Genomic DNA, 15,626 nt, shown 5'->3' with positions numbered 1-15,626 from the left:
GATGGCCGTCGACAAGGCGCGCATCGAGGCCGCCGTCCGCGAGATCCTGAGCGCGGTGGGGGAGGACCCCGACCGCGACGGGCTGGTCGACACGCCCGCCCGCGTGGCGCGCGCGTACGAGGAGTTCTTCGCCGGCCTCCACCAGGACCCCGCCGACGTGCTCAACGCCGTCTTCGAGCTGGGCCACGAGGAGATGATCCTCGTCAAGGACATCGAGCTGTACTCGATGTGCGAGCACCACCTGGTGCCCTTCCACGGCGTCGCCCACGTGGGCTACATCCCCGGCGCCGACGGCCGCATCACCGGACTGAGCAAGTTGGCTCGCTTGGTCGATGTCTTCGCCAAGCGTCCGCAGGTCCAGGAGCGTCTCACCACGCAGGTCGCGGACGCGCTGGTCGACGATCTGGGCGCCCGCGGCGTGATCGTCGTGGTCGAGGCCGAGCACCTGTGCATGTCGATGCGCGGCATCCGCAAGCCCGGCTCCCGCACCGTCACCTCCGCCGTGCGCGGCGTCATGCGAGACGGCGCCACCCGCGCCGAGGCGATGAGCCTCATCCTCGGCAGGTAGGCCGCGATGACCCTGGTGATGGGCATCCTCAACGTCACGCCCGACAGCTTCAGCGACGGCGGACGCTTCGCCCGGGTGGACGATGCGGTGGCCCAGGGCGTCGCCCTGGTCGCCGGCGGCGCCGACCTGGTCGACGTGGGCGGCGAGTCCACGCGCCCCGGCGCTGCTCCGGTGACGCCGGAGGAGGAGCGCGCCCGCGTGATCCCGGTGATCCGCGAGCTCACGGCCCGCGGGATCGTCACCAGCATCGACACCATGCATGCGGCCACGGCGCGCGCGGCGGTCGAGGCGGGCGCCAGCCTCGTCAACGACGTCTCCGGCGGCCTCGCGGACGCCGCGATGGCGGCCACCGTCGCGGATCTCGGGGTCGACTTCATCTGCATGCACTGGCGCGCGCACTCGCCGGACATGGACGCGCTCGACCGCTACGACGACGTGGTCGCGGAGGTCCGCGACGAGCTCGCCGCCCGCGTCGACGCCCTGGTGGCGGCGGGCGTCGGCGAGCAGCGCATCGTCCTGGACCCGGGTCTGGGATTCAGCAAGGTGACCGACTCGAACTGGCCCCTGCTCGCCCGCGTCGACGACTGGTCGCGCGGTCACCGCGTGCTGATCGGCGCGAGCCGCAAGCGGTTCCTGGGCGCAGCGATCGCCCGCGACGGCGTCGACGCCGCCGACCCCGCCGTCCGCGAGCACGCCACCACCGCCGTCACCGCCCTCGCCGCCCGCGCCGGCGCCTGGGCGGTCAGGGTCCACGACGCGACCGCCGCCGCCGACGCGGTCCGGGTCGTGTCCGCTTGGAATAACGCCGCGCGCCGGGAAGGATGAGGGACATGACGACGCCGACTGTCACGCCGTACGTGAAGGACGGGATCGAGCTGGACCAGATCTGGGTCCAGGGGATCCGGGTCACCGGGCACCACGGGGTCTACGCCGCGGAGAAGGAGACGGGACAGCTGTTCCTCGCCGACGTGGTCGCGCACGTGTCCACCCACGGCGCGGCCTCCCGCGACGACCTCGACCGCACCGTCAACTACTCCGACATCGCCGACCGCGCCGCGGACGTCCTGGGCGGCGACTCCGCCGACCTCCTCGAGACGGTCGCCGAGCACATCGCCCGCGCGATCCTCGAGTTCGACGGGGTGCACTGCGTCGACGTCACCGTCCACAAGCCGCAGGCCCCGCTGCACGTCGAGTTCCGCGACGTCATGGTGAAGATCCGCCGCGACCTCAAGTCCGGGGCGCTGTGGGCGGACAAGCGCATCGGCTCGTCGGCCGGCCGCTCGGCGGACCTCCTCACGGGCCGCCGGCCCATCGACGACCCCGCCGACGAGCAGCCCGCCCAGCCCGTCACCGCGTACCTCGCGCTCGGCGGCAACGTCGGCGACGTCGACGCCGCCTTCCGCGAGGCCCTGTGGGAGCTGCACCGGATCCCGGGCATCGCGGTGCAGCGCGCATCGTCCCTGTTCCGGACCGCGCCCGTGGGCGGGCCGCCGCAGGACGACTACCTCAACGTGGTCATCGAGGTCCAGACCGCCCTCGCCCCGCGCGAGCTGCTCGCCGCCTGCCAGGGCGTCGAGGTGCTGCACGGCCGCGAGCGGCTGGTGGAGAACGGCCCGCGCACGCTGGACGTCGACATCCTCTGGTACGACGGCCGCACCATCGAGGCCGAGGACGTGATGGTGCCGCACCCGCGGGCCGCGCAGCGTGCGTTCGTGCTGCAGCCGTGGGCGACGCTCGCCCCCGACCTGGTCATCCCCGGCGCGGGAACCGTGCGCGAGCTGGCCGCGGCCGTGGGCGCCGAGGGCGTCAGCATGGTCGCCGCGCAGTGGCCGGCGCCCGAGGCGCAGGCCGACGCCCCTCCCGCCCCCGCCTGAGCAGATGTCTCCGCTGAGCACGTCCCGGCTGGGGATCACCGCCGCCATCATGGGCGCGGTCGCGTTCGTGGTCTCACGCTTCCTCATCGACGGCGGCCACACCCCGACCGCCGTGTCATGGGTGTCGCTCCTGGTGAGCGCGGCCGTGGCGGTCATGATCCTCTGGCTCGGCTGGACGGTCCGCCAGTACCGCGCGGGCTCCCACCCGGGCCTGAGCGCGCTGCGCGCCGCCCGCACGGCGGTGCTCTCTCAGGCCGTCGCGTACACCGGCGCGATCATGGCGGGCGGATTCGGCGGCTACGCGCTCGCGGTCGGCCTCGAGTGGGGGCATGCGCCGCGCCGCGAGGTCGCCATCTCGGCGCTGGTCGCCATGCTCGGCGCGATCGCGATGGCGGGCGCCGGCCGGGTCGCCGAGCACTGGTGCAAGATCGGCGGCGACGACGAGGACGACGCGGCGCCCCCGGACGCCAGCCCGGCGTAGCCCCCGCATCGTCCCCGCCCCCGCATCGTCCCCGCCCCCGCTCGCCACGGGGAACCCACCGCCCTTCTCCGCGCATCATCGACTCCTGCGGGGAGCTCAGCGACCCGAGGGCGCGAGCCCTGGCAGACTTGACCCCATGAGCTGGTACGAGAACGCCGAGGTTCCGTGGACCTACGTGTCCCCGCGCCTCATCCCCGCCCGCCTGATCCCGTTCTGGATCTTCATCGGGCTGATCACGGTGGGTGGCGCGATCGCGGCCCTCACGAGCGGCCTCGCCGCGCTGATCGCGATCCCGGTCGCCGCGCTCGCCCTCGGGGCGTGGGGCACCTGGGTGATCCGCCGCCAGGTCACCGCGCACGCGTGGGCCGAGGGCAGCGAGGACCTCATGGTCAAGAAGGGCCGCATGTTCCGCAGCGTCACGGTGGTGCCCTACGGCCGCATGCAGTTCGTCGATGTGAAGGCCGGGCCCATCGATCGCGCGTTCGGCATCGCGACCCTCCAGCTCCACACCGCGTCGCCGGCGTCGGACGCCTCGATCTCGGGCGTCCCCGCGGAGGAGGCCGCCCGGCTGCGCGACCGCCTCACCACGAGGGGCGAGGCCCGCCTCGCGGGACTCTGATCGGGCAGGCGACGTGACCCAGCAGACCTTCCGCGCCCCGCGCGAGTGGACCCGCGTCCACCCCGTGTCGCCCCTGCTGGGCGGCTGGGCGGTGATCGGCATCCTGCTCGCCTACTTCATCCACCAGCGGCTGCCCGACATCATCGCGGGCACGTCGTTCGACAGCGCCTTCGAGTTCGCGGACCAGTTCCCCCTGCTCTGGATCGTGGTCGCGGCCATCCTGGGCTTCGCCGTGACCATCCTCATCAGCGTCTGGCAGTGGCGACGCACCGAGTACCGGATCGGCGACGACGCGGTCTACCTCCGCCAGGGCATCATCACCCAGCAGCAGCGTCAGGCGCGCCTCGACCGGCTCCAGGCCGTCGACGTGGTGCAGCCGCTGCTCGCGCGCATCTTCGGCTTCGCGGCCATCAACGTGCAGGTCGCGGGCGGCTCCAAGTCCGGCGTCGAGCTGCGGTACCTCCGCCTCGGGGACGCCGAGGCGCTGCGCAACGAGATCCTCGCGCTCGCGGCGGGCGTCGCGGAGCGGGACGATGCGGCGGCGGACGATGCGGGGGGCGCCCCGGACGGCTCGCCCCGCCTGCGCGACCTCACCTCCCACCTCGCGGGCAGGGCGCAGGCGCTCAACGACCCCGAGGCGGTGCTGCTGGGCACCGAGGCGCCCCGCACCGCGGTGGCGGCGAGCGAGGAGCGCCCCGTCTACACGGTGCCGATCGGTCGGCTGGTGCTCTCGACGATCCTGTCGGGACCCGCCGCGTTCATGGCGATCGTGCTCGTCCTGGGCCTCACCGCCTGGCTCTTCTTCGACTACGACCTCGTCGGCACCCTGCTGGCGGCGCTCGGCGGTTCGCTGTTCGCCACGGTGGGTGCGCTGTTCGGTCTGCTCGGATTCTTCTGGACCCGCATCAACGGCGGCTTCCACTTCACGGCGGGGTTGAGCGACGACGGTCTGCGCCTGCGCCACGGCCTCACCGAGACCCGGCGCCAGACCGTCCCGCCGGGCCGCGTCCAGGCGATCCGCCTGCACCAGCCGCTGTTCTGGCGCGCGAAGGACTGGTGGCGCATCTCCATCAACGTGGCCGGCTACGGCGACGAGCAGGAGTCCGTCTCGATCCTCCACCCCGTCGCGACGCGCCAGGAGGCCCTGACCGCGGTGTGGCTGATCCTGCCCGACCTGGGCGACCCCGACCCCGCCGGCACCCTGGGCCTCGCGATGAGCGGCCGCGGCGGCGAGGGCGGCTTCCTCACCAGCCCCGACCGGGCCCGGCGCGTCGACCCGCTGCAGTGGCGCTTCCGCGGCGTCCGCGCGACCGAGCGCGCCCTGCTGATCCGCCGCGGCCGCTGGGAGCGCGAGCTCTACGTCGTGCCCCACGAGCGCACCCAGTCGCTCGGGCTCAGCCAGGGCCCGCTCCTGCGCGGGCTCAGCCTCGCGAACGTCGACGTCCACTCCACGTCCGGGCCCGTCAAGCCCGTCGCCGCCCACCTCGACGTGGACGATGCGATGGCCCTGCTCGACGCCCAGGCCGCCCGCGCCCGCGAGGGTCGGCGGCGACAGACCCCTGAGCAGTGGCGGGAGGCGGTAGGGCTGTGAACGGACCCGACATCACGGGCGCATCGCGGCGTCCGGGGCGTCTCCGCATCGCGGTGGTCGGCGCGGGCCGCGTCGGCGCCGTGCTCGCGGCGGCGCTGCGCCAGGCGGGGCACGACGTGGTCGCCGCGACCGGCGTCTCCGACGCCTCCGTCTCGCGCATCGAGGCGATGCTGCCGGGCGTCCCGGTCGTGCCGCCGGACGAGGCCGTCAAGGCCGCCGAGCTGGTGCTGCTCACGGTGCCGGACGATGCGATCGCGCCCGTCGCCGCGGGCCTCGCCAAGGTGGGGGCCTGGCGCCCCGGCCAGCTGGTGGTCCACACCGCCGGCCGGCACGGCATCGCCGTGCTGACGGAGGCCGCCGGCCACAGCATCGTCCCCCTCGCGATCCACCCGGCCATGACGTTCTCCGGCACGTCGCTGGACCTCGCCCGCCTCACCGACGCGGTGTTCGCCGTGACCGCGCCGCCCGGAATGCTGCCGATCGCCCAGGCCCTCGTGGTCGAGATGGGCGGCGAGCCCGTGGTGATCGAGGAGTGGGACCGGCCGGTGTACCACGCGGCGCTGGTCCACGGCGCGAACCACGTGGTGACCGCGGTGACGCAGGCGAGCGCGATGCTCGCGCGGATCGGCATCGAGGACCCGTCCCGGGTGCTCGCGCCGCTCACGCACGCCTCCATCGACGGCGCGCTGCGGGACGCCCCCGGCGCCGTCGCCTCGCTCACCGGTCCGGTGGTGCGCGGCGATGCCGGTACCGTGGCCTCGCACCTCGAGGCGCTCGCGGACCAGCCCGAGGCCCTCTTCGCGTACCGGGCGATGGCCCGCGCGACCGCCGACCTGGCGCTGCGCGGGGGGCGCATCGGACCCGCCGTGTACGCCGACCTCATCGCCACCCTGGGAGAGCCCTGATGCGAATCGTCCACACCGCGCGCGAGCTGCGCGGCCTCGCGAGCCGGCCCAGCCGGCGCTCGGGCGACCGGGCGTCGCGCGCGGTCGTCATGACCATGGGCGCGCTGCACGAGGGCCACCTCGCGCTGGTGCGCGCCGCTCGCGAGGCGGCCGACGAGGTGGTCGTCACCATCTTCGTCAACCCCCTCCAGTTCGAGGACGACGAGGACCTGGAGCGCTACCCCCGCACCCTCGAGGCCGACTGCGCGCTGCTCGAGCCGCTCGGCGTCGACGTGGTGTTCGCGCCGTCCCTCGACGAGGTCTACCCCGGTGGACCGCCCGTGGTGACCGTCCACGCGGGCGCGATCGGCGACGTGCTGGAGGGCGCGCATCGTCCCGGCCACTTCGACGGTGTGCTCACCGTGGTGACCAAGCTGCTCAACCTCACGCAGCCGGACCTGGCGTTCTTCGGACAGAAGGACGCGCAGCAGGTGATCGCGGTGCGAGCGCTGGTGCGGGACCTGTCGATCGCCACCCGGATCGTGCCCGTCCCGACCGTGCGCGACGCGGACGGTTTGGCGCTGTCCTCGCGCAACGTGTTCCTGTCGCCCGTCGAGCGCACCCGCGCGCTGGTGCTGCACCGGGCGCTGCAGGCCGCCGACGGCGCGGCGCGGGCCGGTCGGGATCTGGAGACCGTGCTCGCCGCGGGTCGGCACACGCTGTCCGAGGTGCCGCAGGTCGAGGTCGACTACTTGGCCGCGCTCGACCCCGTGACCGCGGAGGAGCTGACGCCCGGGTACGTGGGCGAGGCCGTGGTGGCCGTCGCCGCGCAGGTGGGCGCGACCCGGCTGATCGACAACGTGGTGACGCGGATCGGCCCGGTGCTGCCGGAGGCCCCGGCGGAGGCCTGAGCGCGGGCACTCTCCCTCCACCCCAGCCCACCCACCCCCCTCGGACAGTCCGCACGGACCTGGTCCCGGGTCGGCGGCGTGTCGGGACCGCATCGTCCCTTCTCACCGGCGTGTCGCCGGCGAATCCGTGCGGAGTGCCCAGGCGGCCGCCGCGGGTAGCCTGACCTCATGACTGCGTTCGTGCGGCAGCTCGCCGCGCCCCAGCCCGGCTGGACCATCGAGACCGACGTGATCGTGGTCGGCTCCGGCATCGCCGGGCTCACCACGGTGCTGGATCTGCGGGAGAAGGTCGACCGCGTCCTGCTGGTCACCAAGGGCGTCCTGAGCTCTGGCAGCACGGTGTGGGCCCAGGGCGGCATCGCGGCCGCGATGGATCCCGAGGATACCCCCGACGAGCACCTCGAGGACACCCTCGTCGCCGGCGCCGGCCTGTGCTCCGAGGAGGCCGTCCGGGTGCTGGTGACGGAGGGGCCGCACTCGGTCCGCAAGCTGGTGCGTCGCGGCACGCAGTTCGACCTCGGGCCCGACGGCGACCTCACCCTCACCCGCGAGGGCGGCCACCACCGGGACCGCATCGCCCACGCCGGCGGCGACGCGACCGGCGCCGAGATCTCGCGCGCGCTCATCGAGCAGCTCGACGCGATCCGCAACGACCCGGGCATCGAGGTCATCGAGCACGCCATGGTGGTCGACCTGCTGACCGGCGCGCCGGACGCCGAGGGCCGGCCCGGCCCGGTCTGCGGCGCGACGCTGCACATCATCGGCGAGGGGCAGCGCGACGGCGTCGGCGCGGCGCTCGCGAAGGCCGTCATCATCGCGACCGGCGGGATCGGCCAGGTGTTCCGGTCCTCGACCAACCCCGCCTCGGCGACGGGCGACGGGCTCGCGGTCGGGCTGCGGGCCGGGGCCGCGGTCGCCGACGTCGAGTACGTCCAGTTCCACCCGACCGTGCTGTGGCAGGGGGCGAACGCGCGCGGCCAGCTGCCCCTGATCTCCGAGGCCGTCCGCGGCGAGGGCGCCTACCTGCTCAACGGCGCGGGCGAGCGCTTCATGGTCGGACGGCACGAGATGGCGGAGCTGGCACCCCGCGACGTGGTGAGCCGGAACATCGTCGAGGTGATGCGCGAGGAGGAGTCCGACTCGGTCTTCCTCGACTGCCGCCACCTCGACGCCGCGTTCCTCGAGCAGCGCTTCCCCAGCATCTGGGCCTCGCTGGCCGAGCACGGCATCGACATGGCGCACGACCTCATCCCGGTCGCCCCCGCGCAGCACTTCCACTCGGGCGGCATCATGGCGGACCTGCACGGGCGCTCGACGCAGCGCGGGCTGTACGCGATCGGCGAGGCCGCCTGCACCGGCGTGCACGGCGCGAACCGGCTCGCCTCGAACTCCCTGCTCGAGGGCACGGTCTTCGGACGCCGCGCGGCGCGCGACGCATCGTCCCTCATCGCCGACGGCGTCCTGCGCCAGCTCGAGCCCGAGGAGCGCCGCGGCGACTCCGCGCTGGTCCCGGCGACCATGCGGACGCGGGTGCAGGCCATCGCCCACGAGGGCGCGGGGCCCATGCGCGACGGCGACGGGTTGGACGATGCGGTGGCGCGCCTCGCGCGCATCCGGCAGCGCTTCCACACGGACCCGGTGTCGACCGTGGTCCCGCAGACGGCCGAGTGGGAGACGACCAACATCGTCGCCACGGCGTCCGTGCTCTGCGAGGCGGCGCTGCTGCGCGAGGAGTCGCGCGGCGGCCACCAGCGGTCCGACTACCCGCAGACCGATCCCGAGTGGGCGGTGCGCCTCGCGGCGCGGCTCGACCCGGACGGGCGGCTGGAGTTCATGCGGGCGCCGCTGGAGATCGGCGGCTAGTCCCGGACGCAGGCGACCCCCGCATCGTCCCCTCAGCGGGACGATGCGGGGGCCGTGCGGTCGAACGCCTCAGGCGTTCGCCGGCTGCGCCGTGCCGTGCACCAGCTCGAGGCCGGGCACCGACTCGACCAGCGTGAACATGCCGCCGTCGAGCGTCGCGGAGTCAAGGCCGTGCTGCGCCAGCACGCGGTGCGCGTAGTAGGAGCGCACGCCGGAGGCGCACAGCACGCGGACCGGGCGGCCCGCCGCGATCTGCTTGACGCCCTCGATGTACTCACGGATGTGGGTGTGCGGAAGGTTGAGCGCCTCGGGCAGGTGGCCCATGGCGTACTCGCGCTCCGAGCGGACGTCGAGGATCAGCGCGCTGTCGCGGGCCCACTCCAGGTCCTTCGCCGACCACGTGCGGGTGGTGCCGTTGACCACGTTCTGCGCGAGGAAGCCGAGCATGTTGACCGGGTCCTTCGCGGAGCCGAACGGCGGGGCGTAGGCGAGCTCGAGCTCGGCGATGTCGTCGGCGTCCATGCCCGCGCGCAGGGCGGTGGCGAGAACGTCGATGCGCTTGTCGGCGCCGTCCGGGCCCACGGCCTGCGCACCCAGGAGCTTGCCCTCGGGCGAGAAGACGCCCATGAGGTGCAGCACCTGCGAGCCGGGGTAGTAGCCGGCGTGGTTCGCCGGGTGGGTGTGGACCACGAAGTAGTCGATGCCCGCCATGTCGAGCATGCGCGGGGAGGCGCCGGTCATCGCGGCGGTCTCGCCGAACACGCGGACGATCGCGGTGCCGAGCACCGGCTGCGCCTTGTCGATGCGGCCCATGATCGAGTCCGCGGCGCGACGGCCCTGGCGGTTCGCGGGGCCCGCGAGCGGGACGGGACCCACCTGGCCGGTGACGCCGTGGCGGACGGCGATCGCGTCGCCGGCGGCCCAGATGTGCGGGTCGGTGGTGCGCTGCTGGTCGTCGACCACGATCGCGCCGCGCCCGTCGACCTCGAGGCCGGCCTCGCTCGCGAGGGCGGACGACGGGCGCACGCCGACGGACACGACGACGATGTCCGCGCCGATCGCGCCGCCGTCGTCCAGGTTCACGGTGACGCCCTCGTGGGCGGGGTCCTTCACGACCCCCACGGCGGCCACGCCGGTGCGCACGTCCACGCCGTGGGCGCGCAGCTCCTTCTCCACCAGGGAGGACATCTCGGGGGCGAGCGGCGGCAGCACCTGCGGCGCGAGCTCGACCACGGTGACCTCGAGGCCGCGGTGCCGCAGCGCCTCGGCCGTCTCGAGGCCGATGAAGCCGGCGCCCATGACCACGGCGCGGCGGGCGTCGGCGGCGCGGACAGCGAGGGAGCGCGCCTGGTCGACGGTGCGCAGGTGGGTGACCTCGGGCAGGTCCATGCCCTCGATCGGGGGCACGATCGCGTCGGCGCCGGGGGACAGCACCAGCGCGTCGTACTCGAAGGTCTCGGTGCCCTCGGGGGTGGCGACCAGCACGGACTGCGCGTCCCGGTCGATCGAGATGACCTCGTGCTCGGTGCGGACGTCGAGGTCCAGCTCCGCCTTCAGCGAGTCGGGGGTGTGCAGCAGCAGGTAGGAGTCCTGCTCGATCTCGCCGCCCACGTGGTACGGGAGGCCGCAGTTGGCGAAGGAGACGTACTTCCCCTTCTCGAAGACGATGATCTCCGCGTGCTCATCGAGCCTGCGGGCACGGGCCGCGGCGCTCATGCCGCCGGCGACTCCACCGATCACGAGGATGCGCATGTGAGGGTCCTTCCATCAAGGTATGGACCCACAGTAACAGATACCCCCGGGGGTATATTCCGACCTAGGTCCTGACCATTCCGACGGGGACTCTTCCGAGGCTAGCCCAGGCCGCTCAGGCGAGCGACATGAACATCCGCTGCAGGCGCTCCTTGGCGTCGTCGGCGTCCTCGTCCGAGCGCACGCACTGCTCGAGCCCGGCGGCGATCATGGTGAAGCCGGCGCGGTCGATGGCCTTCGACACGGCGGCGAGCTGTGTCACCACGTCGGCGCACTCGCGGCCCTCCTCGATCATCTTCATGACCCCGGCGAGCTGGCCGTGCGCGCGGCGCAGGCGCTTGACCACGGGGTCCATGTCCTCTTCGGAGAGGTGGATCTCTGCCATCGGGGGCTCCTTCGTACGGCGTGACGTTGTGCTCAGGATACCCCTCCCGGGTATATGTGGCACAGGACGTGTTGCCACAATGGGCCCATGACCCATCCCGAGGAGCTCCCGCAGGACGCGCCGCTCGACCCCGAGGCGCTGGCCAGCCTCGTCCGCATCTCCCTCGACGAGGACCTCGGACCGTTCCCCGGCCGCGACGTCACCACCCAGGCCACGATCCCGGACGATGCGCAGGTCGCCGGGGTGGTCGCCGCCCGCGAGGACTGCGTCCTCGCTGGTATCGACGCGGTGGGCGAGACGATGCGGCAGGTGGCCTCCCGCTTGGGGTTGCCGTCGCCCGCGGTCGCGCTCGAGGCCGCGGACGGGGACCGGCTCGCGGCGGGCGCCGTGATCGCCCGGCTGTCCGGGCCCGGACACGTGGTGCTGATCGCCGAGCGGACCCTGCTCAACATCATGTCGCGCGCCTCCGGCGTGGCGACCCACACCCGCCGCTGGGTCGACGCGCTGTCCGGCACGGGCGCGCGGGTGCTCGACACCCGCAAGACCACGCCCGGGCTGCGGGAGCTCGAGAAGTACGCGGTGCGGATGGGCGGCGGCGTCAACAAGCGCATGGGCCTGTACGACTGCGCGATGGTGAAGGACAACCACATCGTGGCGGCGGGCTCGGTTGCGGGCGCGATCGCGCGGATCCGGGCCGCCTATCCGGAGGTTCCCATCCAGGTCGAGGTGGAGACCGCCGCGCAGGCGGCCGAGGCGATCGGGGCCGGTGCGCGGTTCCTCATGATCGACAACATGCCGCCCGCGGGGATGGCGGCGCTGGTCGCGTCCGTGCGTGCCGGCGAGAACGGCCCGGGCGGCACGGGCAAGGTGTGGCTCGAGGCGACCGGGGGCCTGACCCTCGCGAACGTGCGCGACGTGGCCGCGACGGGCGTGGACTTCATGTCGGTCGGGGCGCTGACCCACTCGAGCCCGATCGTGGACCTGGGTCTCGATCTGGGCTGACCCCGCGCATCGTCGCCCCGCCCCCCACCTCAGCCGCCGCCCCCACCCCGCCTGTCGGGACACTCAGTCCTCATTTCTGGGCTGATCTGGCTCTCCCGGGACGCTGAGTCCTCATCGCGCGCTCGGCCGCGTCGGGAAGGCCGCGGCGCCCGAAGAGGACTGACTGGCCCGGCAGCCAGGTTGTGTCTGCAGAATGAGGACTGAGTGTCCCGGCGGGGGTGGTGGGGGCGAGGGGCCGGTCCCGTACGAGCGCCGTTAGACTTCTCCGCGTGAGCGAGACCCCCGAGATCCACGAGTCCGACGTTCCCGAGCAGATGCGCGTGCGCCGCGAGAAGCGCGACCGCATCATCGCGGACGGCGGCGAGGCGTACCCCGTCTCCGTCGACCGCACCCACGAGATCGCGGACGTCAAGGCGGCCTACACGGGTCTCGAGGACGGCGAGGAGACCCAGGACGTGGTCGGCGTCGCCGGTCGCGTGGTGTTCATCCGCAACACCGGCAAGCTCTGCTTCGCGTCCATCCAGGACGGCACCGGCGAGCGCCTGCAGATCATGCTGAGCCTCGCCGAGGTGGGCGAGGACTCCCTCGCGGCCTTCAAGGCCGACGTCGACCTGGGCGACCACCTGTTCGCCAAGGGCCGCGCGATCAAGTCGCGCCGCGGCGAGGTCTCGGTGTTCGCCACCGAGTGGGCCATCGCCTCCAAGGCGCTGCGCCCGCTGCCGGTGCTGCACAAGGAGCTGTCCGAGGAGTCGCGCGTCCGCCAGCGCTACGTCGACCTGATCGCCCGCCCGCTCGCGCGCGACACGGTCCGCCACCGCGCGACCATGGTGCGCAGCCTGCGCGACAGCCTGCACTCCCGCGGCTTCATCGAGGTCGAGACGCCGATGCTGCAGACCCAGCCCGGCGGCGCCGCGGCCCGCCCGTTCATCACCCACATGAACGCCTACGACATCGACCTCTACATGCGCATCGCGCCCGAGCTGTTCCTCAAGCGCGCGGCGGTCGGCGGCATCGAGAAGGTCTTCGAGATCAACCGCAACTTCCGCAACGAGGGCGCGGACTCCTCGCACTCGCCCGAGTTCTCGATGCTCGAGGCGTACGAGGCGTACGGCGACTACTCCACCATCGGCCGGCTCACGCAGGACCTGGTCCAGGGTGCGGCGCAGGACGTGTTCGGCACCCAGGTGGTCACGCTGGCCGACGGCACCGAGTACGACCTCGGCGGCGAGTGGGCTCACCTCACCATGTACGGCTCGCTGTCGGAGGCGATCGGCGAGGAGATCACGCCGACCACCCCCGTCGAGCACCTCGAGATGCTCTGCGACAAGGCCGGACTCAAGGTGGACCCCAAGCGCGTCAACCACGGCAAGCTGGTCGAGGAGCTGTGGGAGCACCACGTCGGCGACACCCTGACGGCGCCCACGTTCGTCCGCGACTTCCCGGTCGAGACCTCGCCGCTGACGCGCGACCACCGCTCGATCGACGGGATCGTCGAGAAGTGGGACCTGTACGTCCGCGGCTTCGAGCTCGCGACGGGCTACTCCGAGCTGGTCGACCCGGTCATCCAGCGCGAGCGGTTCGAGCAGCAGGCGCGCATGGCGGCGCAGGGCGACGACGAGGCCATGCGTCTCGACGAGGACTTCCTCACCGCGATGGAGCACGCGATGCCCCCGAGCGGCGGCATGGGCATGGGCATCGACCGCCTGCTCATGGCGCTGACCGGCCTGGGCATCCGCGAGACCATCCTGTTCCCCCTGGTGAAGCCGCAGGAGGACTGAGATGCCCACGTGGCAGGCGGTGCTGGTCGGCATCATCCCGTCCATCGGGGTGGGGCTGATCTTCTGGTTCGCGATCCGCTCGGTCATCCGCGCCGACCGCAACGAGCGCGCCGCGCTGGCCCGGATGGAGGCCGAGCAGGACGCGGCCGAGGCCGCGGAGCAGGACGATGCGGGGGGTGCCGCGGGCGCGGAATCCGCCCGGAATTCGTCGGCCGAGAACTCCGCTGACGCCCCCCGGGACATTCAGTCCTGAATATCGGACCGGAATTCCCCCCGGCGGGACATTCTGTGCCGATAATCGCGGACAATTGACGCGCGCCTTTCCGCGTGGAACTGTTATCTCGGTTCCCCCCGACCGAAAGGACCGCTCGTGGCACAGAAGGTGCAGGTAGTGCTGGTCGATGACATCGACGGCAGCACGGCCGACGAGACCATCGCTTTCTCTCTCGATGGCACGTCGTACGAGATCGATCTGAATTCGACCCACGCGAAGGAATTCCGCGATGCGGTCGCGCCGTGGATCTCCGCAGGTCGTCGCATGAATGCGCGCAAGCCCGCCTCGCGTGCCCGCCGCGCGGAGTCCAGGGCCGCGAAGGCCTCCGACGCCGCCGAGATCCGCGCCTGGGCCAAGGCCAACGGCGTCGACGTGCCCGAGCGCGGGCGCATCCCTGCGAAGGTCCGCGAGGCCTTCGACGCCCGGTGACCCTCCTCTGGGGCACGTACCCCGCGGCGGGCCTCGGCACGCCCGCCGGGCTCGGCGAGGGCCTGTGGATCCAGGACGATGCCGGCCTCGCCGGAGCCGTCCAGGTCGCCGAGCTGCCCGCGCCGTCGTACGTGCTCGCCCACCCGGAGCTGCCGCTCGTCTACGTCGCAAGCGAGCTGCCTGACTCGGCGCTCACCGTGCTCGACGTGTCGCGTCCGCCCGCGCCGCGCATCGTCGCCTCCGTCCCGACCGGCGGCGCCGACGCCTGCCACCTGCTCCTCGCGCCCGACGCCCGCACGCTGTACGTGAGCCACTACTCCAGCGGCGATGTGGCCGTCGTGCGCCTGAGCGGGGACGGCCTGCCCGCGGATGCGGCCCCGGCCCAGCTCCTCGGGCATGCCGGCTCGGGCCCGAACGCCGATCGTCAGCAGGGCCCGCACGCCCACTCGTCGCTGATCGCCCCCGGCGGCGCCCACCTGCTGGTCTGCGACCTGGGCACGGATGAGCTGCGCCGCTACCGGATCGGCTCCGACGGGCTGCTCGAGCCCGACGGGATCGCGGCGACCCTGCCGCCAGGCGCCGGCCCGCGCCACGCGGTGGTCCGCGGCGGGCTGATCTACGTCACCTGCGAGCTCGACCACCTGGTGCGGACGCTGCGCTGGGACCCGACGTCCGCCACCGCCGAGGTGATCGCTGAGGCGCCCTCCACCCTCGCCCCGCCGCGGAGCGCCGAGCTGCAGGACTCCCACCTCGCGCTCGCGGACGGGCCCCACGGCGAGGTCCTGCTGGTGAGCGTGCGCGGCGCGGACGTCGTGAGCGTGTTCGACATCGCGCCCGAGGGCGAGCTGACCTACCGCGCGGCGATCGACGCGGGGGAGTGGCCGCGGTTCTTCGCGGTGCTGGGCGACCGGTTGATCGTCGGGGCCGAGCGCGGCCACGAGGTCCGGGCGTTCGCGATGACCGACGTCTTCGCGCTGCGGCCGGAGAGCGGGATCGGCGACGTGATCGACCTGCCGCACGCCGCCGCCGAGGTGGTCAGCCCGGCCTGCGTCGCGGCCGTCTGATCGCGGCCGTGCCGTGAGATGGAGCCTGAGTGCACGGAACCCGGCGGTTTCGCGCACCGATCGTCCATTTCGGGTGGGCCGCGGGGGACGCGGGCGACGTCGGGCAAGCGGGCGCATGACCGGTGACGGCCGGGACCTCGGTCCAGCGCGC

General features: G+C 73.2%; 16 protein-coding genes. 14 read left to right on the top strand and 2 right to left on the bottom strand.

Going from position 1 to position 15,626, the window contains the following annotated elements:
- Window position 1: 1 nt before the first annotated feature.
- The 9 genes from folE (at window position 2) to QQX13_RS07210 (ending at window position 8,791) form a co-directional block, all read left to right on the top strand.
- Complete coding sequence (gene folE, locus QQX13_RS07250) at window positions 2–568, top strand: GTP cyclohydrolase I FolE (protein WP_301152930.1); 567 nt, start codon at window positions 2–4, stop codon at window positions 566–568.
- A 6-nt stretch (window positions 569–574) separates the two neighbouring features.
- Window positions 575–1,393, top strand: coding sequence for a dihydropteroate synthase (folP, locus tag QQX13_RS07245; protein WP_301152928.1), 819 nt, complete (start codon window positions 575–577; stop codon window positions 1,391–1,393).
- Between the two features lie 5 nt (window positions 1,394–1,398).
- A complete protein-coding gene (folK, locus tag QQX13_RS07240) occupies window positions 1,399–2,442 on the top strand; it encodes a 2-amino-4-hydroxy-6-hydroxymethyldihydropteridine diphosphokinase (RefSeq protein WP_301118709.1) in 1,044 nt (347 codons plus the stop codon).
- Between the two features lie 4 nt (window positions 2,443–2,446).
- The gene (locus QQX13_RS07235) at window positions 2,447–2,923 is read left to right on the top strand and encodes a DUF3180 domain-containing protein (protein ID WP_301152927.1); all 477 of its coding nucleotides are present in this window, start codon (window positions 2,447–2,449) and stop codon (window positions 2,921–2,923) included.
- A gap of 136 nt (window positions 2,924–3,059) precedes the next feature.
- On the top strand, window positions 3,060–3,542 hold the full coding sequence (locus QQX13_RS07230) for a PH domain-containing protein (protein ID WP_301152926.1): 483 nt from the start codon (window positions 3,060–3,062) through the stop codon (window positions 3,540–3,542).
- 13 nt (window positions 3,543–3,555) lie between these two features.
- Window positions 3,556–5,133, top strand: coding sequence for a PH domain-containing protein (locus QQX13_RS07225; RefSeq protein WP_301152924.1), 1,578 nt, complete (start codon window positions 3,556–3,558; stop codon window positions 5,131–5,133).
- Entirely contained in the window at window positions 5,130–6,038 is a 909-nt protein-coding gene (locus QQX13_RS07220; RefSeq protein WP_301152923.1) for a Rossmann-like and DUF2520 domain-containing protein, read from the top strand. Before QQX13_RS07225 ends, QQX13_RS07220 begins: the two co-directional genes overlap by 4 nt.
- The gene (gene panC / locus QQX13_RS07215; RefSeq protein WP_301152922.1) at window positions 6,038–6,928 is read left to right on the top strand and encodes a pantoate--beta-alanine ligase; all 891 of its coding nucleotides are present in this window, start codon (window positions 6,038–6,040) and stop codon (window positions 6,926–6,928) included. The genes QQX13_RS07220 and panC overlap by 1 nt, the downstream gene beginning before the upstream one ends.
- Window positions 6,929–7,096: 168 nt before the next feature.
- Complete coding sequence (locus QQX13_RS07210; protein WP_301152921.1) at window positions 7,097–8,791, top strand: L-aspartate oxidase; 1,695 nt, start codon at window positions 7,097–7,099, stop codon at window positions 8,789–8,791.
- A 69-nt stretch (window positions 8,792–8,860) separates the two neighbouring features.
- Here the strand turns inward: QQX13_RS07210 and QQX13_RS07205 are convergent, their stop codons facing one another.
- Window positions 8,861–10,543, bottom strand: coding sequence for an FAD-dependent oxidoreductase (locus tag QQX13_RS07205; protein WP_301118716.1), 1,683 nt, complete (start codon window positions 10,541–10,543; stop codon window positions 8,861–8,863).
- Window positions 10,544–10,658: 115 nt separating this feature from the next.
- Window positions 10,659–10,919, bottom strand: a complete 261-nt coding sequence (locus tag QQX13_RS07200) for a metal-sensitive transcriptional regulator (protein ID WP_301153052.1) — start codon at window positions 10,917–10,919, stop codon at window positions 10,659–10,661.
- Window positions 10,920–11,015: 96 nt separating this feature from the next.
- Between QQX13_RS07200 and nadC the strand changes: the two genes are divergently transcribed.
- The 5 genes from nadC to QQX13_RS07175 all read left to right on the top strand — a co-directional run bounded on the left by nadC (window position 11,016) and on the right by QQX13_RS07175 (window position 15,475).
- Window positions 11,016–11,930, top strand: coding sequence for a carboxylating nicotinate-nucleotide diphosphorylase (gene nadC, locus QQX13_RS07195; protein WP_301152920.1), 915 nt, complete (start codon window positions 11,016–11,018; stop codon window positions 11,928–11,930).
- 314 nt (window positions 11,931–12,244) lie between these two features.
- Window positions 12,245–13,708, top strand: a complete 1,464-nt coding sequence (lysS, locus tag QQX13_RS07190) for a lysine--tRNA ligase (protein ID WP_301118923.1) — start codon at window positions 12,245–12,247, stop codon at window positions 13,706–13,708.
- 1 nt (window position 13,709) lies between these two features.
- The gene (locus tag QQX13_RS07185; RefSeq protein WP_301118718.1) at window positions 13,710–13,961 is read left to right on the top strand and encodes a hypothetical protein; all 252 of its coding nucleotides are present in this window, start codon (window positions 13,710–13,712) and stop codon (window positions 13,959–13,961) included.
- Window positions 13,962–14,078: 117 nt separating this feature from the next.
- Window positions 14,079–14,411: a histone-like nucleoid-structuring protein Lsr2 gene (locus tag QQX13_RS07180; protein WP_301118719.1), complete on the top strand. Its 333-nt coding sequence runs from the start codon at window positions 14,079–14,081 to the stop codon at window positions 14,409–14,411.
- The gene (locus tag QQX13_RS07175) at window positions 14,408–15,475 is read left to right on the top strand and encodes a lactonase family protein (protein ID WP_301118720.1); all 1,068 of its coding nucleotides are present in this window, start codon (window positions 14,408–14,410) and stop codon (window positions 15,473–15,475) included. The genes QQX13_RS07180 and QQX13_RS07175 overlap by 4 nt, the downstream gene beginning before the upstream one ends.
- Window positions 15,476–15,626: the final 151 nt, after the last annotated feature.

The organism is Demequina lignilytica, assembly GCF_030418375.1.
Classification (GTDB): Bacteria; Actinomycetota; Actinomycetes; order Actinomycetales; family Demequinaceae; genus Demequina; species Demequina lignilytica.
The sequence above is the reverse complement of the archived record's forward strand: the minus strand, read 5'-3'. Positions and strand labels throughout refer to the sequence as shown.